This is a genomic window from Mesorhizobium sp. FG116, from assembly GCF_057809835.1.
The window spans coordinates 111,670-129,084 of record NZ_JBMDKS010000010.1 but is presented as its reverse complement, the minus strand read 5'-3'; the positions used below and the strand labels follow the sequence as shown (position 1 = coordinate 129,084).

The window sequence follows — 17,415 nt, the reverse complement described above, 5'->3', positions numbered from 1 at the left end:
AATGCAGGCGGCGCAACGCGTCCAGAACCCGGCCCTTGCCGTAAACCGCGACTGGTGGCGCGGCGCGGTGATCTACCAGATCTATCCGCGCAGCTATCAGGACAGCAATGGCGACGGCATCGGCGACCTGAAGGGCATCATCCAGAGGCTGCCCTATATTGCCGGCCTCGGCGTCGATGCGATCTGGATTTCGCCTTTCTTCAAGTCGCCGATGCGCGACTTCGGCTACGACGTCACCGATTATTGCGACGTCGATCCGATGTTCGGCACGCTGGCGGACTTCGATGCGTTGGTGGACGAAGCGCATCGGCTTGGCCTGAAAGTGATGATCGACGAGGTGATTTCGCACACCGCCGACGATCATCCCTGGTTCAAGGAAAGCCGCGCCAGCCGCACCAATGCCAAGGCCGACTGGTATGTGTGGGCCGACGCCAAGCCGGACGGCACGCCGCCCAACAACTGGCTGTCGATCTTCGGCGGCTCGGCCTGGCAGTGGGATACCCGCCGCCAGCAATATTACCTGCACAATTTCCTGTCCGAGCAGCCCGACCTGAACTTCCACAACAGCGAGGTTCAGGATGCGTTGCTGGACGTGACCCGCTTCTGGCTGGATCGCGGCGTCGATGGCTTTCGCCTCGACACCATCAACTTCTATTTCCATTCCAGGGGCCTGGAGGACAATCCGGCCCTGCCGCCGGAAGAGCGCAACGACCAGACCGCACCCGCGGTCAACCCGTACAACTACCAGGACCATCTCTACGACAAGAGCCAGCCCGAAAATGTCGGCTTTCTCGAACGCTTCCGGGCTTTGCTGGATGAATATCCGGCGGCTGCCGCTGTCGGCGAAGTTGGCGATTCGCAACGCGGGCTGGAGGTGGTGGCAGCCTATACGGCGGGCGAAAAGCGCGTCCACATGTGCTATTCTTTCGACTTCCTTGCACCCGAAAAGATCAGTGCCGCCAAGGTGCGCGGCGTGCTGGAAAGCTTCGGCAAGGCGGCGACTGATGGCTGGTCGTGCTGGGCGTTTTCCAACCACGATGTGATGCGCCACGCTTCGCGCTGGGCGGCCGGCGAAGCCGATCCGAAGGCCTATCTCAAGGTGGTGTCGGCGCTGTTGATGTCGCTGCGCGGCTCGGTCTGCCTCTATCAGGGCGAGGAACTGGGCCTCACCGAAGCAAACCTTGCCTTTGAGGATTTGCAGGACCCCTACGGCATCCGCTTCTGGCCGGAGTTCAAGGGTCGTGATGGCTGCCGCACGCCGATGGTGTGGGACGAAAACGCGGCCAACGGCGGCTTCTCGAGCGCCAAGCCCTGGTTGCCGGTGCCGCGCGAGCATCTGGCCAGCGCCGTCAGCAGGCAGCTGGGCGACGAGGCGTCGCTGCTGGAACACTATCGCCGCTTCCTGGCATTCCGCAGCGCGCATCCCGCCTTTGCCAAGGGCGACATCGAGTTCCTTGCCGGTGATGACGACACGGTGGTTTTCACCCGCCGCGAGGGCAACGAACAGATCGTGTGCGCCTTCAATCTCGGCAGCAAGCCGGCGGAAGTCGATCTTGGCGGCAGACATGCGCTGCAACCATTGTCAGGGCATGGCCTGTCCGGGCAGTCGGCAGAAGGCAAGGTGCGGCTTGGCGGTTACGGTGCCTGGTTTGGGCGGTTTGCCTAATCAGGGTTCAGAAATTCACGGGAGGAAATCATGGCCGATCTGACGCTCAGGCAAGTGAAGAAATCCTACGGGAGCGTGCATATCCTTCACGGCATCGACCTCGACATCAAGTCGGGCGAGTTCATCGTTTTCGTCGGGCCTTCGGGTTGCGGGAAGTCCACGCTGCTGAGGACGATTGCCGGGCTGGAGGAAATCAGTTCCGGCGAACTCAACATCGCCGGCGAGCGCGTCAACGACGTGCCGCCGTCGAAGCGCGGCATCGCCATGGTGTTCCAGTCCTATGCGCTTTATCCGCACATGACCGTCTACGACAACATGGCCTTCGGCATGAAGATCGCCAAGGAAGACAAGGCCGAGATCGACCGGCGCGTCAAGCAGGCGGCCGAGATCCTGCAACTGACCAAGTATCTTGATCGGCTGCCGCGCGCCATGTCGGGCGGCCAGCGCCAGCGCGTTGCAATCGGCCGCGCCATCGTGCGCAACCCCAAGGTTTTCCTGTTCGACGAGCCGCTGTCGAATCTTGATGCGGCGCTGCGCGTGGCGACCCGCATCGAGATCGCCAAGCTGAAGGAATCCATGCCCGACACGACGATGATCTATGTCACCCACGACCAGGTCGAGGCGATGACATTGGCGGACCGCATCGTCGTGTTGAAGGATGGTCACATCGAGCAGGTCGGCACGCCGATGGACCTCTACAAGAAGCCGGGCAACCTGTTCGTGGCGCAGTTCATCGGCTCGCCGGCGATGAACATCTTGCCGGCGACCGTCGCGACGGCAGGCAAGGCGACGGTGGTGGATCACGTCGGCGGGCGCAAGGCCACGGTGCCGATCGCTTCGCCGGCCTCCGCCAAGGGGTCAGCTATCAGCTTCGGCGTCAGGCCCGAGGACCTGTTTGTCGCCACCGGCGCGGATTATCTGTTCGAGGGCAAGGTCGACTATGTCGAGCAACTGGGCGAAGTGCAGCTTGTCTATGTCGATATCGGTCGTGGCGACCAACCTCTGGTGACGAAGCTTCCTGGAAATGTCGAGGTCAAGCGCGGCAGCACGTTGAAACTGACTGCCAACGCGGAAGACCTGCACATTTTCGACAGCACGGGGCGCTCGTTTGCGCATGCCGATGCGGTGGCTGAAGCTGCCTGAGACAGGGTGCAGGCGGACAAAATAAAAGAGCGGCGGTAAAGCCCGCCGCCCTTTGGGTAGTCTCGGTCGATTATTAGCTGTTGCCGCCGAGACGCTGTTCTGCAGCGATGTTGGACTTCACGACATAGCTGTTCGAGCCCGTGTTGACCGAAGCGGTGTAGCTGCTGTCAACATTCGTCGCTGCAGGCGGGTTGTTGACCGCATCGGAGCCGTAGTGGTCGCTGCCGGCGAAGGAGGCGCCGGTAACAGCGAGAATGGCGGCAGCGGCGAGAGCAATCTTCTTCATTTCAAGTACTCCAGATTCTAAAACATCCGTCCATCTAGCGGCGTTTCCTTGGGAGGATTTTTGCGTCGTTTGGACCTCCCCGATGTGGGTTGGGATAGGCCGGCTTGCCAATCACGAAATTGTTCATGGTTGGACTAATCCAACACCTCTTGAACATGTGAAATGTCCACTTAGCAGGTAAATTTACCAAGCAATATCAATATGATGATCGGAATGGTAGTCTGATGAAAAAGCAGGTTCCCGCTTTCTTGTTCACGGCGTCTTGGACACACCGTCAACAAAAGCCGGCTAATGTCCCCTTGAGTTTTCCGCGGCATGAAATTTTCATCGAAAATTTCTGTTCCGCTAATGGGTGTTTGCCCGGGTGAGGTTCGACACGCACCGTGCTCGACAGGAGCTGGCCTCACCATATGCTGCCCCTTGAGACTTGAGTGTTCGCGCAAAGAGGCGCTAGAAAGCCGCCCGGCCGATGCCCCGGCCACCGCGACAAGGGAGCTGGACGATGCTGCGCAAGACGGATTTCTTCATCGATGGAAAATGGGTCGCTCCGGTGGTGGCGAAGGAGCTGGAGGTCATCAATCCGGCTGACGAGCAGCCCTTTGCCGTGATCTCGATGGGGTCGGCCGCTGATGTCGACAAGGCCGTGGCTGCGGCGCGGCGCGCCTTTGAAAGCTGGAGCGTGACCACCCGCGAGGAGCGGCTGGCGGCGCTGGAGCGCTTGCTCAAGGTCTACAAGACCCGCATGGGCGACATGGCCAAGGCGATTTCCGACGAGATGGGCGCGCCGATCAAGCTTGCCTTCGAATCGCAGGCGGCAAGCGGTGCAGGGCACATCGAGGCCTTCATCCGGACGCTGAAGGACTACAAGTTCGAGACGCCGCTGAGCGACGACAATCGCGTCGAGCACATCGTGCATGAGCCGATTGGCGTCTGCGGCCTGATCACGCCGTGGAACTGGCCGATGAACCAGGTGACGCTCAAGGTGGTGCCGGCGCTGGCGGCAGGCTGCACCGTGGTGCTGAAGCCTTCGGAAATCGCGCCGATCTCATCCGTGGTCTTTGCCGAGATCATGGAAGAAGCGGATTTCCCGGCCGGCGTGTTCAACATGGTCAATGGCGACGGACCGAGCGTTGGCGAGGCGATGTCGCGTCATCCCGGCATCGACATGATGTCGTTCACCGGCTCGACCCGCGCCGGCATTGCCGTTGCCAAGGCCGCGTCGGAGACGATCAAGCGCGTTGCGCTGGAACTGGGCGGCAAGTCGCCCAACATCGTCTTTGCCGACAGCGACCTGGAAGCTGCGATCAAGCGCGGCGTGCGCCATTGCTTCAACAATACCGGACAGTCGTGCAACGCGCCGACCCGCATGTTGATCGAGCGCCCGGTCTATGACCGCGCCGTGGGCATTGCAGCCGACGTGGCGGCGACGGTGAAGGTGGGCAATCCGGCAGACGACGGCAACCACATCGGGCCGCTGTCCTCCGAAGTGCAGTTCACCAAGGTGCAGAGCCTTATCGAACAGGGCATCAAGGAAGGCGCGCGCGTTGTGGCCGGCGGGCTTGGCAGGCCGGAAGGCTTCAACCGCGGCTATTATGTGCGCCCGACCATTTTTGCCGACGTGAACAACGACATGACCATTGCGCGCGAGGAAATCTTCGGGCCGGTGCTGGCGATGATCCCGTTCGATAGCGAGGACGATGCGGTGGCCATCGCCAACGACACGCCCTATGGGCTCGCCGCTTATGTGCAGTCGGGCGACAAGGTGAAGGCGCAGCGCGTGGCCCGCAAGCTGCGCGCCGGCATGGTGCAGATCAACGGCACCAGCCGTCCCTATGGCAGCCCGTTCGGCGGCTACAAGCAGTCCGGCCTTGGCCGTGAAGGCGGCAAGTGGGGCCTGGAGGATTTCCTTGAGGTCAAGGCCGTGAGCGGCTGGGACGAGGCTGTCGGCTGAAGGGTGCCCCTCACCCTTACCCTCTCCCCGCAAGCAGGGAGAGGGGGTTCTGAGAGGTCGGGGCGGCAGCCGTGAACTGACCGCTATAGATCAGCAGTAGCCTTGAGATAGTTGGCCGCGATTTCGCGCATGCGTTCGCGGCTGAAGCTCGGTCCGTGGCCGCCATGGCCGATGCGGATCGGCAGATGGAGCAGGCGCTCCATCGTCTCGCGATAGGCGGCACGGTCTGAGTCCGGCAGGTCGTCGATCAGCGTGTCGTCATAGACGGCATCGCCGCTGAAAAAGGTCCCCTCGGTCTCATCGATCAGCGCGATCGAATCCGGTGAATGGCCGGGCAGGTGCAGAACCTTGAAGCGGCGGTCGCCGAGATCGACGACGTCGCCTTCGCTGAGCGCACGCTTAAGCGGCGCCGGCTTGATGGCGTAATTGGCAGCACTCCAGCCCGGCTCCGGTAGTTGCGAGACGGGGTCCTTCATGTCGCGGAAAAAGTCTGCGTAGGTGGCGGCGTCGCCCATCCGTTCGAACTCGACCGCGCTGTAGGCTGGCCCGGCGCGATGTTCGAACTCGTGCAGCGACCCGACGTGGTCGAGATGGATGTGGGTGGCGACGACGATCAGATCCTTGCCGGCAGGTGTCGGGATCTCCGGCAGAAGCGGGCGGATGCCCATGCCGGTATCGATGAGCAGGTCGGCATCGCGACCGACGACATGCCAGATGTTGGCGCGCAAATAGTCATTGACGTAAGGCTCGGTCAGGTGCGTGGTGACCGCATCAACATGCTGCTTCGCGAACCAGCCCGCCATCAGACGAATGGCCGCCCGACCTGGTATTTGGCCGGGACAAGACGCTTCAGATAATCATAGGCCGGTTGCGCGAGGCGGTTGGCGTCGCCCTGCATGAAGTCGGGCGGCATATGGCGCGTCTTGCCGGCGACGTGGTCGAGCGGCACCTTTTTCAGCACGGTCTGGCGACCATCGAATTGCAGCGCGACCGAGCCACCGCCTTCGCCCGCGACCGCGGCAGCAAATGCGCCGGCCTTGAAGGCTTCTTCGCTGTCGACCGCGTTGATGGCGCCGACATAGCCGCGCGGCATATAGCCGAGTGCATCGACTCGGGCGCGCTTGCCGGGCAGGTGGGTTGCGAGCGCCTGTTCAAGTGCTGCGGTGAGGTCGCTTCCGGAAAGCTTGACGTTGCCATGCGCGTCGCGCTCCAGCCGCTCGGGCGGCACGAGGCTTTCGACCAGCGCCTTGCCATCGGCGGTGGACACGCCTTCGGAAACAGCGACGATGCAGCGGCGGTGGCGGTCGAGCGTGGCGCGGACATCATCGACGAAGCGCGAGACCTCGAAGGCGCGTTCGGGGACGTAGACGAGGTGTGGGCCGCTGTCTTCATCCAGTTGCCACGCTGCGGAAGCTGCGGTGAGGAAGCCGGCATGGCGGCCCATGACGATGCCGACATAGATGCCGGGCAGCGCGCGGAAGTCGAGGTCCACGGAGAGGAAGGCGCCGGCAACGAATTCCGCTGCCGAAATGAAGCCCGGCGTGTGGTCGTTTTCTTCGAGATCGTTGTCGATGGTCTTGGGCGCATGGACGAAGGCGATGCTGCCGCCTGACGCATCGGCGAGGATCTGCTGCGTGCCGGCGGTGTCGTTGCCGCCGATATAAATGAAGGCGTCTGCGCCGGCCTTCTGCAATCCCTTGAGGATGACGTCGCAATAGGCAGCGTCCGGCTTGTCGCGCGTCGAGCCGAGCGCGGACGAAGGCGTGCGGCCGATCAGGCGCAACTGGTCTTCGCGGATGTCGGTGAGATCGACATAATCGCCGTCGCGGATGCCGCGCACGCCGTGGCGCGCGCCAAGCACGCGCGCGCCCGGATGACGCTTGCGGATTTCGAGCGCCGCGCCGACGAGTGTCTGGTTGATGACGGCGGTCGGTCCGCCGCCTTGTGCGATGACGAATGTCGCGGACATGGTTCAAGTCTCCGGCGTAATCGTCGTCACAATCGCGCTTCCGGGCAAGGTGCGCAACAGAAAATTAAATCGGTTGAAAAATACCCTTTATACCACGACGACCGGGTTCTTTTTCGACACGCGGCTGTAGAGGTCGATGATGTCCTGGTTGATGAGCCTGACACAGCCCGACGACATCGCCTTGCCGATCGACCACCATTCCGGCGAGCCGTGGATGCGGTAACCGGTGTCCTGGTTGTTCTGGTAGATGTAGAGCGCGCGCGCGCCGAGGGGATTTTCAAGGCCGCCGGGCTGGCCGTTCTGCCATTTCACCAGTTCCGGCTTGCGGCCGATCATTTCGCGCGGCGGCGTCCAGGTCGGCCATTCCTTGCCGTACTGGATGTTGGCGCGGCCAGACCAGCGGAAGCCGTCCTTGCCGACGCCGACGCCGTAGCGGATCGCCTCGCCTTCCGGCTGGACGAGATAGAGGAAGCGCTCCTGCGTGTGCACAACGATGGTGCCGGGCGCTTCGCCGGTAGGATCGACGACAATCTGCCGGCGGAACTTGGGATCGACCTTGAGGTAAGGCACTTCAGGCACGGCGAAGCCGCCATCGGTGAGGCCGGCGTACATGACGTCCGGGCTGGTCACCTGCTTGTCGACGCTGATGGCCGGCTTGAGCGAACGGATCGACCCGGTCGGGCCGCTGTCGAGCTCAAGCGCCGGGAATTCCATAGAGGTGCAGCCGCCGACGGTGAGCAGCGCGGTGGCGCCGATGCCGCGAAGCAGCGCGCGGCGCGAGGCCGAGACTTCGTCGGGAGCGGTTTCGCCGGGCAAAGGCGAAGGCAAGTTGTTCTGCAACTCAGGCATGTACGCTTAACCTTACAGGAGTGCCGCAACCGGAGGGGCGGCCATTGCAAGGCATTTTCGGCAGCTATGGTTTACAAAACATGAAGGCTACAGCCACCGGTTGCCACAATTGGCGACGGATGCGGTTGAGTGGCGGCGAAATCCTCGATGCGGGGTCTTTACATCAAGGAGAAGGCGGGGATTTATCCTTTTCTTTGGATGGAGAGAACGATGTCGTTCGAAGCCTGGCTTGCCTTCACCGCTGCCTCGATGGTCCTGCTGGTCATTCCCGGCCCGACCATCCTGCTTGTCGTTTCCTACGCGCTTGGCCAAGGCTGGCGCACGGCCTTGCCGATGTCGGTCGGCGTCGCGCTTGGCGACTTCACCGCCATGACGCTGTCGATGCTGGGCATCGGCGCGCTCCTGGCGGCATCGGCGACCGTGTTCACGGTGCTGAAGCTGATCGGCGCGGGCTATCTGATCTATCTCGGCATCAAGCTGTTCAGGGCAGGCGGGACGCTGAACGCCGAGCCGCGCACGGATGCCGTCTCGTCTGCCAAGATGATGGCGCATGCCTGGCTGGTGACGGCGCTGAACCCCAAGAGCATCACCTTTTTCGTGGCGTTCCTGCCGCAGTTCATCGACCGCCATGCGGATTTCGTGACCCAGATGGTGATTTTCGAGAGCACATTCTTGGTGCTCGCCTTCGCCAATGCCTTCGGCTATGCGCTGGTCGCGGCAAGGGCGCGCAGCCTCGTTGGCAATCCAAGAGCGATCCGCATCTTCAACCGAGCCGGCGGGTCGTTGCTGATCGGCGCCGGCGTCGCCACCGTGGCCGTCCGCTCGGGTTCCTGAACTCAGCCGACCAGCTTGGCGATTTTCGAGACTTCGAAGAAGTCGAACAGGATGGCCAGCGCGACCCCGCCGCTGGTCAACAGAAGTCCGGTCATGAAGATGCGGTTGGCGCGCTCGAAACGCTGCTTCTTCAGGCACTGATGCTTGAGCAGTTCGGACAGCGCCTTGATCTGAAGCGCGATGCCGAGAAGGATCGGCAACAGCGCAAAGCCGTCCTCGGGCTGCCACGGGATGGGATTGGCGGCCCAATGCGTGACGAAGCCGAGCGAAAAAGCCAGCACGATGCCGACAACGGTGAGCGTGCCGTTGCGGAAAATCGTTTCAATCAGTTCGTCGGGTTCGTCAGGCTGCATCTTCATACTCAACATCGGCGCTGCATGGCTGTCAAACACCCGTGATGAGCGCACGCCGAAGTCCCGAAATCGCGCCTTCCAATATTTTTTACGGATATCGAAAAAAATAGCTTCGTGCCTCGCGATTTTTTGATATGAAAGGCTGCGAGGCGGGAGGCATCGGCGCGGAACGTTCACGCGGTCCCGAAATTGGTCCCGCATCGCTCCGCACACTGCTTTCGGGAGGAAGTCCATGTATCTTGGCCTTGACCTGGGCACGTCAGGCGTGAAGGCCTTGCTGATCGACGCCGGGCAAAAGGCGGTCGGTGCCGGGCATGGCTCGCTCGACGTGTCGCGGCCGCATCATGGCTGGTCGGAACAAAACCCCGCCGACTGGATTGCCGCCTGCGAGGAAGCGATTGCCGAACTGAAGGCGGCGCATCCGAAGGAACTCGCCGCCGTCAAGGGAATTGGCCTGTCGGGCCAGATGCACGGGGCAACGCTGCTCGACGCTTCTGACAAGGTCCTGCGGCCCTGCATCCTGTGGAACGATACGCGCAGCCATGTGGAGGCAACGCGGCTCGATGCGGACCCGCGTTTTCGCAAGCTTACCGGCAACATCGTTTTTCCCGGCTTCACCGCGCCCAAGCTTGTCTGGGTGAAAAACAACGAGCCGGACATCTTTGCCAACGTGGCCAAGGTCTTGTTGCCCAAGGACTACCTGCGGCTATGGCTTGCCGGCGAGCATATCTCCGAAATGTCGGATTCGGCGGGAACGGCGTGGCTGGATGTCGGCAAGCGGCGCTGGTCGTCCGACCTGCTTGCGGCGACGGAGCTGGACGAAAAGCATATGCCCGCACTGGTGGAAGGCACCGAACGGGCCGGCGGCTTGCGCGCCGAACTGGCCTCGAAATGGGGTATGCAGGCGGGCATCCCGATTGCCGGCGGCGCGGGCGACAATGCGGCTTCGGCCTGCGGCATGGGCACGGTGGGCGAGGGGCACGCTTTCGTGTCGCTTGGAACATCCGGCGTGCTGTTTGCGGCCAACGGCGCCTATCTGCCCAATCCGGAAAGCGCGGTGCACACCTTCTGCCATGCCCTGCCGGATACATGGCACCAGATGGGCGTGATCCTGTCGGCGACGGATTCGCTGAACTGGCTGTGCGAGGTCACCGGCAAGGATGCCGCCGACCTGACCAACGAGCTTGGCGACGGTTTGAAAGCGCCGTGCGGCGTGACGTTTCTTCCCTATCTTTCCGGCGAGCGCACGCCGCACAATGATGCCGCCATAAGGGGTGCATTCGTCGGGCTCGAACATGCATCCAGCCGTACGGTGCTGACGCAGGCCGTGCTCGAAGGCGTGGCCTTCGCTTTCCGCGACAGCCTCGAAGCGTTGAAGAAGGCCGGCACGAAACTTGATCGCGTCACCGCCATCGGCGGCGGTTCGCGTTCACGCTACTGGCTGAAGACGATTGCGACGGCGCTTGGCATTCCGGTCGATGTGCCGGCGGACGGCGATTTCGGCGCCGCTTTCGGTGCGGCCCGGCTTGGCTTGATCGCCGCCACCGGCGCCGATCCGCGCGCCGTCTGCACGCCGCCTTCGACGGACGAGACAATCGAGCCCGATAGGACGCTGACCGGCGGCTTTGCCGATGCCTACGAGCGCTATCGGGCGCTTTATCCTGCTATCAAGGGAGTTCAAGCATGAGCACCGGGTTCTTCGGCGACATCAAGAAGATCAAGTATGAAGGACCGGATTCGACCAATCCGCTCGCTTATCGCTTCTACAATCCCGACGAGGTGGTTGCCGGCAAGAAGCTCTCGGATCACCTGCGCTTTGCCATAGCCTATTGGCATTCGTTCGCCTGGCCGGGCGGCGACCCGTTCGGCGGCCAGACCTTTGAGCGGCCATGGTTCGGCGACGACATGGACAAGGCGCGGCTGAAAGCCGATGTCGCCTTCGAAATGTTCTCGCTTTTGGGCGCGCCCTATTACTGCTTCCACGACGCGGACGTGCGGCCAGAGGGCAAGGACTTCTCGGAGAGCGCAGCAAATCTCGACGCGATCGTCGACATTTTCGAGAAGAAGCAGAAAGAGACGGGCGTCAAGCTTCTGTGGGGCACGGCGAACCTGTTTTCCAACCGCCGCTATATGGGCGGTGCGGCCACCAATCCGGACCCGGACGTGTTTGCCTATTCGGCGGCGACGGTAAAGAAATGCATCGACGTCACCAAGCGGCTGAAGGGCGAGAACTACGTGCTGTGGGGCGGGCGCGAAGGCTATGAGACGTTGCTCAACACCGACCTGAAGCGCGAGCGCGAACAGGCGGGCCGCTTCCTTTCAATGGTCGTGGACTACAAGCACAGGATCGGCTTCAAGGGCGCGATCCTGATCGAGCCGAAGCCGCAGGAGCCGACCAAGCACCAGTATGACTACGACGTTGCAACGGTGTACGGCTTCCTCAAGGATTTTGGGCTGGAGAAGGAGGTCAAGGTCAACATCGAGCAGGGCCATGCCATTCTCGCCGGCCACTCCTTCGAGCATGAACTGGCGCTGGCCAATGCGCTTGGCATTTTCGGTTCGATCGACATGAACCGCAACGACTACCAGTCTGGCTGGGATACCGACCAGTTCCCCAACAACGTGCCGGAAATGGCTCTGGCCTACTATCAGGTGCTACAAGGCGGCGGCTTCAAGAGCGGCGGCACCAATTTCGACGCGAAGCTGCGCCGCCAGTCGCTCGACCCGCAGGATCTTTTGATCGCCCATATCGGCGGCATGGATTGCTGCGCACGCGGCCTGAAGGCGGCAGCGCGGATGATCGAGGACAAGGCGCTTTCCGGTCCGCTGGAAGAACGCTACGCCGGCTGGAAGTCGGCAGAGGGCAAGGCGATGCTGTCCGGCAAGCGCACGCTGGAAGAGATCGCGGAACGCGTGGTCAAGAAGAAGATCGAGCCGCAGCCGAAGTCCGGCCGGCAGGAATATCTGGAGAACGTGGTCAACCGCTACGTTTGACGCAACGCCCGGACCCGGGACTGGCTGCGGCGGCGAGAACCAGATTTTTGCCGCTGCCGCAAAACTGCCGCGATGTCTTCATGAGCCCGTCACGGGTCGCCTCTATAGCGCTCGTCAAACGAGTTGAAGGGAGGCGAAACGACATGCAGCACGAACGTGAAATCGACGCTCTTCTGTCCGACGGAGTTTCCGGTTCCATCATCGATAGATTGCTGACCTTGCCGCGTCCCGGTTCGCAATCCGGCAACGAGTGGGATCGTGCGGTGGCAAGCAGATTCGAGGCGCAGCTTGCGCGCCGCCTGCGCACGCTGCTCGACCAGCCGGGCGAAGGTCGCGAAACGGCGGCCTGAAATCAGCCTTTCCTGAACTGCGAGGGTGCTTCGCCAAAACTGTTGGCGAAGGCTCGAGAGAAAGTTGCAGCGGACGAAAAGCCGGTGCGCGCGGCGATGTCCGCCATCGGCACGCGCGTATCGACGACCAGCCGCCGCGCCGCGTTGAGGCGAAGCCTGAGGTAGTAGGCTCCCGGCGTTTCACCGATCGATTTGCGGAAGATGTTTTCGAGCGTGCGCGGCGTGACGCCTGCGCGCCGGGCAACGGACGCGACCGGCAGCGGCTGGTCGATGTGCTGCTCCATCAGCCGGATCGAGTGCGCGAGGCGCGGATCGTAGCCGTCCAGACGACCGAGCGAGACCAGCGGCTGTGCGTCGGTGGAAGTGCGCGACTGGTCGTAGATGAAGACACTTGCCACATCGAGCGCGACCGCCATGCCGAGGCGCGAGCGGATGAGGTGCAGCATCAGGTCGAAGGTGGGTGAAGCACCGCCGCTGGTGAAGACGGGGCCGTCGATGACGTAGCGGTCGGGACGCACGTCGGTGCCGGGGAAGGCGGCGGCAAAATCCTCCATGTCTTCCCAGTGGGTGGTGGCGGCGCGGCCTTCGAGCAGGCCGGCGCGCGCCACAAGCCAGGTGCCTGCTTCGACGCCGCCGACGGCGCGCGCCGAGCGGGCGATGCGGCGCAGCCCGGCAAGCAGCGCGGACGTGGCGTAGTTCTGGGTGCCGAAGCCGGCGATGACCACCACCATGTCTGCCTCGTCGCTGGCGTCGAAGCGCCCGCTGACCGCGACGGGCAGGCCACACGTGGTGGCCGCCGGCTCGCCCGTCATCGAGACGATCTTGAAGTCGAACAGGGTTTCGCCGGTGATGCGGTTGGCGGCGCGCAACGGGTCGATGGCCGAGGCGACGCACATGATCGACGCACCGGAAAACACCAGAAGCGTGACCTTGAGCGGTGCGTGCTCCGGTCGAAAGATCGTCGTTTTTTCGCTTCTTGCCATTCTCTATTCGTAAAACGCAAAGCAAGCAGCTGCAAGCGGCGCGATGATGGCCCAACTTTAGGGAGGATTACCATGCCGCTCGAGATGAATCGCGAGGTCTTCATTACCTGTGCCGTGACCGGATCGGGCGGCACGCAGGATCGCAGCCCGCATGTGCCGCGTTCGCCGAAGCAGATTGCCGACTCTGCCATCGAGGCAGCCAAGGCAGGTGCCGCGGTGGTGCATTGCCATGTGCGCGACCCCGAGACGGGCAAGCCGCGCCGCGACGTCCATCTCTACCGCGAAGTGACCGACCGCATCCGCGCGGCCGATGTCGATGTGGTGCTGAACCTCACCGCAGGCATGGGCGGCGACATGGTGTTCGGCTCGCCGGAAAACCCGCTGCCTTTGAAGGTGCAGGGAACGGACATGGCGGGCGCTGCCGAGCGCGTCGAGCATGTGCGCCAGTGCCTGCCGGAAATCTGCACGCTTGACTGCGGCACGATGAACTTTGCCGAAGCCGACTACGTCATGACCAATACGCCGGGCATGCTGCGCGCCATGGGTTCGATGATGACCGAGATCGGCGTAAAGCCCGAGATCGAGGCCTTCGATACCGGGCATCTGTGGTTTGCCAAGCAGCTTGTGCAGGAAGAAGTGCTGAAGCCCGATGCGCTTGTGCAGCTTTGCATGGGCGTGCCGTGGGGCGCGCCGGACGATCTCAACACCTTCATGGCCATGGTCAACAATGTGCCGAAGGAATGGACGTGGTCGGCGTTTTCGCTCGGCCGCAGCCAGATGGCCTATGCGGCGGCGGCGGTGCTGGCCGGCGGCAACGTCCGCGTTGGGCTGGAGGACAATCTGTGGCTCGACAAGGGCGTGCTTGCCACCAACGCGCAACTGGTGGAACGCGCGGTCACGGTTGTTTCCAACATGGGCGCGCGGGTGATCGGGCCGGAAGAAGTGCGCAAGAAGCTGAACCTCACCAAGCGCGCGCCGTTGGCGGCCTGAACGTCGAGACCACAGGGTTCCAAGAAGATGGAAACCGTAAAATTCACCGCAATGAAGGACGGCGACCGCGAGGACTACGCCTTCCTGACCGAGCATGAGATAGAGTTTGCCGCCAAGACCGGCGAGCGCCTGCTCGACGCTTTGGTGCAGCTCGATCAGGGGCTGTCCGGCTACAAGATTACCCGGCTCGGGCATTCCCTGCAGGCGGCGACGCGTGCATGGCGTGACGGTGCCGACACCGACTGGATCGCGTGTGCGTTGCTGCATGACATTGGCGACATCTATGCGCCCTACAATCACGACGAGTACGCGGCCGCAATCGTGAAGCCCTTCGTGCGCGAACAATGCACGTGGGTTGTTGAGAAGCACGGCGACTTTCAGCGCCTGTACTACGCGCACCACACCGGCGGAAACCCGCATGCGCGCGACAAGTTTGCCGGTCACGCCTTCTATGACGACTGCGACCTGTTTTGCGAACGCTGGGACCAGACGAGTTTCGATCCCGACTATGACACGTTGCCGATCGAGTTCTTCGCACCGTTCGTGTTCGACGTGTTTGGGCGCAAAGCCTATGACCCCAAGGTGATCCGGGCGGGCGAGCGTGTGCCGCTCGTCGATCCGGCAACAGCCAAATTGAGAAGTGGAACATCCGCATGACGACAATCATCGCCAAGGCAGCCACCATCGGCGGCGGCGTTATCGGCGCGGGCTGGGCCGCGCGCCTGTTGCTGAACGGTATCGATGTCGCGATCTTCGATCCGGACCCGGAAGCCAAGCGCAAGGTTGGCGAAGTGATGAAGGGCGCGCGCCGCGCCTATAAGCAGATGCTGCCCGGCGGACTGCCGAAGGAAGGCAAGCTGACCTTCGCCAAGACGATTGCCGAGGCCGTGGCCGATGCCGACTTCATCCAGGAAAGCGTGCCGGAACGGCTCGACCTCAAGCACAGGGTGCTGGCCGAGATCGACATGCACGCGCCGGCCAACGCGATCATCGGCTCGTCAACCTCCGGCATCAAGCCGACCGACATGCAGGTGGCGATGAAGAAGCATCCCGAGCGGCTGGTCGTCGGCCATCCGTTCAACCCGGTCTATCTGTTGCCGATCGTCGAGATCGTCGGCGGCGAGCAGACCTTCCCAGAAGCCATCGAAGTGGCGAAGGAAATCTATGCCTCCATCGGCATGAAGCCGGTGGTGATCCGCAAGGAGATCGAGGCTTTCGTCGGCGACCGCCTGCTGGAAGCGGCATGGCGCGAGGCGCTGTGGCTGATCAAGGACGGCATCTGCTCGGTGGAGGAACTGGACGACATCATGCGCTACGGCTTCGGCCTGCGCTGGGCGCAGATGGGCATGTTCCAAGTCTATCGCGTCGCCGGCGGCGAGGCCGGCATGCGCCACTTCATGGCGCAGTTCGGGCCATGCCTGAAATGGCCGTGGACGAAGCTGATGGACGTGCCGGAGTTCAATGACGAACTGGTCGACCTGATTGCCAGCCAGTCGGACGACCAGTCGGGCAAATGGTCGATCCGCGAGCTGGAAAAAATCCGCGACGACAATCTGGTCGCGATCATGGAAGCGCTGTCGCGCCAGAACAAGGGCAAGGGCTGGGGCGCCGGCGCGATCCACAAGGCCTACACCAAGCAGCTTGGCGATCTGGCATCGAAGAAGAAGCCTGCTGCGTCGAAGGCCGCGGTGAAGGCCAAGGCCGCCAAGCCGGTGAAGAAGGCCGCGGTCAAGACGAAGAAGAAAGTGGCCGCAAAGAAGAAGGGCTGAGGCGATGGATTTCGGTCTTTCGGAAGAACAGCAACTGATCGTCGACACGACGCGCGCCTTTGTCGAGAACGAGCTTTATCCGCACGAACAGCAGGTGGAGCGCAGCGGCCACCTGCCGCTGGAACTCATCAAGGAGATACAGGCCAAGGCAATTGCCGCCGGTCTCTATGCCGCCAACATGCCGGCCGAGGTCGGCGGTGCGGGCCTCGATACGCTGACATGGCTGCTCTATGAGAAGGAACTGGGCCGCGCCAACTATGCGCTGCACTGGACCTGCGTGGCGCGCCCTTCCAACATCCTGCTCGCCGGCACCGACGAGCAGAAGGAAAAGTATCTTTATCCCTGCATTCGCGGCGAGAAGTGGGATTGCCTTGCGATGACGGAGCCGGGTGCCGGCTCCGACCTGCGCGGCATGAAGGCGAGCGCGGTGCAGGATGGCGACGACTGGGTGCTGAACGGCACCAAGCACTTCATCAGCCATGCTGATCTTGCCGATTTCGCCATCTGCTTTATGGCCTCAGGTGAAGAGGAAACGCCGCGCGGCAAGCGCAAGAAGATCACCGCATTCTTCGTCGACAAGGGCACCAAGGGCTTTGCCGTGCGCGACGGCTATCGCAACGTTTCGCATCGCGGCTACACCAACGCCATCCTCGAGTTCGATGATTGCCGTTTGCCGAAGGAGCAAATCCTGGGCGAGGTCCACAAGGGTTTCGAGGTTGCGAACTCGTGGCTCGGCGCTACCCGCCTGCAAGTCGCCTCGACCTGCCTTGGCCGGGCCGAGCGCGCCTTGCAGCACTCGATCGAGTACGCCGCGCAGCGCCAGCAGTTCGGCCAGCAGATCGGCAAGTTCCAGGGCGTTTCGTTCAAGCTTGCCGATATGGCGCTGGAACTGAAGGCGGCCGAATTGCTGACCCGCGAAGCCGGCTGGAAATACGACCAGGGCACCGTCACCGACGAGGACATGGCGATGGCCAAACTGAAGGCCACGGAGGTTCTGGCCTTCATCGCCGACGAGGCGATCCAGATCCACGGCGGCATGGGCCTGATGGACGACCTGCCACTGGAACGCATCTGGCGCGACGCACGCGTCGAGCGCATCTGGGAAGGGACCAGCGAAATCCAGCGGCACATTATTTCTAGGGCGCTGCTAAGGGCCGTGGGCGGATGATTGGTTTGACGCTGAACTTGCCTTCTCCCCTTGTGGGAGAAGGTGGCCGAGCGAAGCGAGGTCGGATGAGGGGTATTCCTGTCCGGCACCCCTCATCCGTCACCTGCGGT

General features: G+C 62.7%; 17 protein-coding genes. 11 read left to right on the top strand and 6 right to left on the bottom strand.

What is annotated here, in order from left to right; genetic code table 11:
* Nucleotide 1: 1 nt before the first annotated feature.
* Nucleotides 2-1,666: a beta-galactosidase BglA gene (gene bglA / locus ACODTY_RS10640; protein WP_488994238.1), complete on the top strand. Its 1,665-nt coding sequence runs from the start codon at nt 2-4 to the stop codon at nt 1,664-1,666.
* A gap of 30 nt (nt 1,667-1,696) precedes the next feature.
* A complete protein-coding gene (locus ACODTY_RS10635) occupies nt 1,697-2,809 on the top strand; it encodes an ABC transporter ATP-binding protein (RefSeq protein WP_488994237.1) in 1,113 nt (370 codons plus the stop codon).
* A gap of 73 nt (nt 2,810-2,882) precedes the next feature.
* Here the strand turns inward: ACODTY_RS10635 and ACODTY_RS10630 are convergent, their stop codons facing one another.
* The gene (locus ACODTY_RS10630; RefSeq protein ID WP_488994236.1) at nt 2,883-3,095 is read right to left on the bottom strand and encodes a DUF680 domain-containing protein; all 213 of its coding nucleotides are present in this window, start codon (nt 3,093-3,095) and stop codon (nt 2,883-2,885) included.
* A 502-nt stretch (nt 3,096-3,597) separates the two neighbouring features.
* Between ACODTY_RS10630 and ACODTY_RS10625 the strand changes: the two genes are divergently transcribed.
* A complete protein-coding gene (locus ACODTY_RS10625) occupies nt 3,598-5,046 on the top strand; it encodes an aldehyde dehydrogenase family protein (RefSeq protein WP_488994235.1) in 1,449 nt (482 codons plus the stop codon).
* 83 nt (nt 5,047-5,129) lie between these two features.
* Here the strand turns inward: ACODTY_RS10625 and ACODTY_RS10620 are convergent, their stop codons facing one another.
* The 3 genes from ACODTY_RS10620 to ACODTY_RS10610 form a co-directional block, all read right to left on the bottom strand.
* Complete coding sequence (locus tag ACODTY_RS10620; RefSeq protein WP_488994234.1) at nt 5,130-5,849, bottom strand: MBL fold metallo-hydrolase; 720 nt, start codon at nt 5,847-5,849, stop codon at nt 5,130-5,132.
* Nucleotides 5,849-7,015: a diphosphate--fructose-6-phosphate 1-phosphotransferase gene (locus ACODTY_RS10615; protein WP_488994233.1), complete on the bottom strand. Its 1,167-nt coding sequence runs from the start codon at nt 7,013-7,015 to the stop codon at nt 5,849-5,851. The genes ACODTY_RS10620 and ACODTY_RS10615 overlap by 1 nt, the downstream gene beginning before the upstream one ends.
* An 87-nt stretch (nt 7,016-7,102) precedes the next feature.
* Complete coding sequence (locus tag ACODTY_RS10610; protein ID WP_488994232.1) at nt 7,103-7,864, bottom strand: L,D-transpeptidase; 762 nt, start codon at nt 7,862-7,864, stop codon at nt 7,103-7,105.
* Nucleotides 7,865-8,074: 210 nt separating this feature from the next.
* Between ACODTY_RS10610 and ACODTY_RS10605 the strand changes: the two genes are divergently transcribed.
* The gene (locus ACODTY_RS10605) at nt 8,075-8,698 is read left to right on the top strand and encodes a LysE family translocator (RefSeq protein WP_488994231.1); all 624 of its coding nucleotides are present in this window, start codon (nt 8,075-8,077) and stop codon (nt 8,696-8,698) included.
* A 2-nt stretch (nt 8,699-8,700) separates the two neighbouring features.
* Here the strand turns inward: ACODTY_RS10605 and ACODTY_RS10600 are convergent, their stop codons facing one another.
* Nucleotides 8,701-9,057 carry a hypothetical protein gene (locus ACODTY_RS10600; protein WP_488994230.1) on the bottom strand — a complete coding sequence of 119 codons (357 nt, stop codon included), beginning with the start codon at nt 9,055-9,057 and terminating at the stop codon, nt 8,701-8,703.
* A gap of 226 nt (nt 9,058-9,283) precedes the next feature.
* On the opposite strand from ACODTY_RS10600, the gene xylB reads away from it, so the two are divergent.
* The 3 genes from xylB to ACODTY_RS10585 all read left to right on the top strand — a co-directional run bounded on the left by xylB (nt 9,284) and on the right by ACODTY_RS10585 (nt 12,395).
* Nucleotides 9,284-10,738 (top strand): xylulokinase, encoded by a 1,455-nt coding sequence (gene xylB, locus ACODTY_RS10595; protein WP_488994229.1) that lies wholly within the window; start codon nt 9,284-9,286, stop codon nt 10,736-10,738.
* Nucleotides 10,735-12,045: a xylose isomerase gene (gene xylA, locus ACODTY_RS10590; protein WP_488994228.1), complete on the top strand. Its 1,311-nt coding sequence runs from the start codon at nt 10,735-10,737 to the stop codon at nt 12,043-12,045. The genes xylB and xylA overlap by 4 nt, the downstream gene beginning before the upstream one ends.
* 143 nt (nt 12,046-12,188) lie before the next feature.
* A complete protein-coding gene (locus tag ACODTY_RS10585) occupies nt 12,189-12,395 on the top strand; it encodes a hypothetical protein (RefSeq protein WP_488994227.1) in 207 nt (68 codons plus the stop codon).
* A gap of 2 nt (nt 12,396-12,397) precedes the next feature.
* Here ACODTY_RS10585 and ACODTY_RS10580 read toward each other — a convergent pair whose 3' ends face one another.
* Nucleotides 12,398-13,378: a GlxA family transcriptional regulator gene (locus ACODTY_RS10580; protein WP_488994226.1), complete on the bottom strand. Its 981-nt coding sequence runs from the start codon at nt 13,376-13,378 to the stop codon at nt 12,398-12,400.
* A gap of 72 nt (nt 13,379-13,450) precedes the next feature.
* Here ACODTY_RS10580 and bcoG point away from each other — a divergent pair, with 72 nt between their 5' ends.
* From bcoG to ACODTY_RS10560, 4 genes are read left to right on the top strand one after another with little or no spacing between them, the layout of a single operon-like run.
* Entirely contained in the window at nt 13,451-14,368 is a 918-nt protein-coding gene (gene bcoG, locus ACODTY_RS10575) for a 3-dehydrocarnitine:acetyl-CoA trimethylamine transferase BcoG (RefSeq protein WP_488994225.1), read from the top strand.
* A gap of 27 nt (nt 14,369-14,395) precedes the next feature.
* Complete coding sequence (locus ACODTY_RS10570; RefSeq protein ID WP_488994224.1) at nt 14,396-15,025, top strand: HD domain-containing protein; 630 nt, start codon at nt 14,396-14,398, stop codon at nt 15,023-15,025.
* Complete coding sequence (locus ACODTY_RS10565; RefSeq protein ID WP_488994223.1) at nt 15,022-16,137, top strand: 3-hydroxyacyl-CoA dehydrogenase NAD-binding domain-containing protein; 1,116 nt, start codon at nt 15,022-15,024, stop codon at nt 16,135-16,137. The genes ACODTY_RS10570 and ACODTY_RS10565 overlap by 4 nt, the downstream gene beginning before the upstream one ends.
* 4 nt (nt 16,138-16,141) lie before the next feature.
* Entirely contained in the window at nt 16,142-17,305 is a 1,164-nt protein-coding gene (locus tag ACODTY_RS10560; protein ID WP_488994222.1) for an acyl-CoA dehydrogenase family protein, read from the top strand.
* The last annotated feature ends 110 nt before the right edge of the window (nt 17,306-17,415 follow it).

Coding starts and splice junctions, on each gene's coding strand:
- bcoG (WP_488994225.1), top strand. CDS start 13,451: ATGCCGCTCGAGATGAATCGCGAGGTCTTCATTACCTGTGCCGTGACC.
- ACODTY_RS10570 (WP_488994224.1), top strand. CDS start 14,396: ATGGAAACCGTAAAATTCACCGCAATGAAGGACGGCGACCGCGAGGAC.
- ACODTY_RS10635 (WP_488994237.1), top strand. CDS start 1,697: ATGGCCGATCTGACGCTCAGGCAAGTGAAGAAATCCTACGGGAGCGTG.
- ACODTY_RS10610 (WP_488994232.1), bottom strand. CDS start 7,864: ATGCCTGAGTTGCAGAACAACTTGCCTTCGCCTTTGCCCGGCGAAACC.
- ACODTY_RS10620 (WP_488994234.1), bottom strand. CDS start 5,849: ATGGCGGGCTGGTTCGCGAAGCAGCATGTTGATGCGGTCACCACGCAC.
- ACODTY_RS10565 (WP_488994223.1), top strand. CDS start 15,022: ATGACGACAATCATCGCCAAGGCAGCCACCATCGGCGGCGGCGTTATC.
- ACODTY_RS10625 (WP_488994235.1), top strand. CDS start 3,598: ATGCTGCGCAAGACGGATTTCTTCATCGATGGAAAATGGGTCGCTCCG.
- ACODTY_RS10580 (WP_488994226.1), bottom strand. CDS start 13,378: ATGGCAAGAAGCGAAAAAACGACGATCTTTCGACCGGAGCACGCACCG.
- ACODTY_RS10615 (WP_488994233.1), bottom strand. CDS start 7,015: ATGTCCGCGACATTCGTCATCGCACAAGGCGGCGGACCGACCGCCGTC.
- ACODTY_RS10585 (WP_488994227.1), top strand. CDS start 12,189: ATGCAGCACGAACGTGAAATCGACGCTCTTCTGTCCGACGGAGTTTCC.
- xylB (WP_488994229.1), top strand. CDS start 9,284: ATGTATCTTGGCCTTGACCTGGGCACGTCAGGCGTGAAGGCCTTGCTG.
- bglA (WP_488994238.1), top strand. CDS start 2: ATGCAGGCGGCGCAACGCGTCCAGAACCCGGCCCTTGCCGTAAACCGC.
- ACODTY_RS10600 (WP_488994230.1), bottom strand. CDS start 9,057: ATGAAGATGCAGCCTGACGAACCCGACGAACTGATTGAAACGATTTTC.
- ACODTY_RS10560 (WP_488994222.1), top strand. CDS start 16,142: ATGGATTTCGGTCTTTCGGAAGAACAGCAACTGATCGTCGACACGACG.
- ACODTY_RS10605 (WP_488994231.1), top strand. CDS start 8,075: ATGTCGTTCGAAGCCTGGCTTGCCTTCACCGCTGCCTCGATGGTCCTG.
- ACODTY_RS10630 (WP_488994236.1), bottom strand. CDS start 3,095: ATGAAGAAGATTGCTCTCGCCGCTGCCGCCATTCTCGCTGTTACCGGC.
- xylA (WP_488994228.1), top strand. CDS start 10,735: ATGAGCACCGGGTTCTTCGGCGACATCAAGAAGATCAAGTATGAAGGA.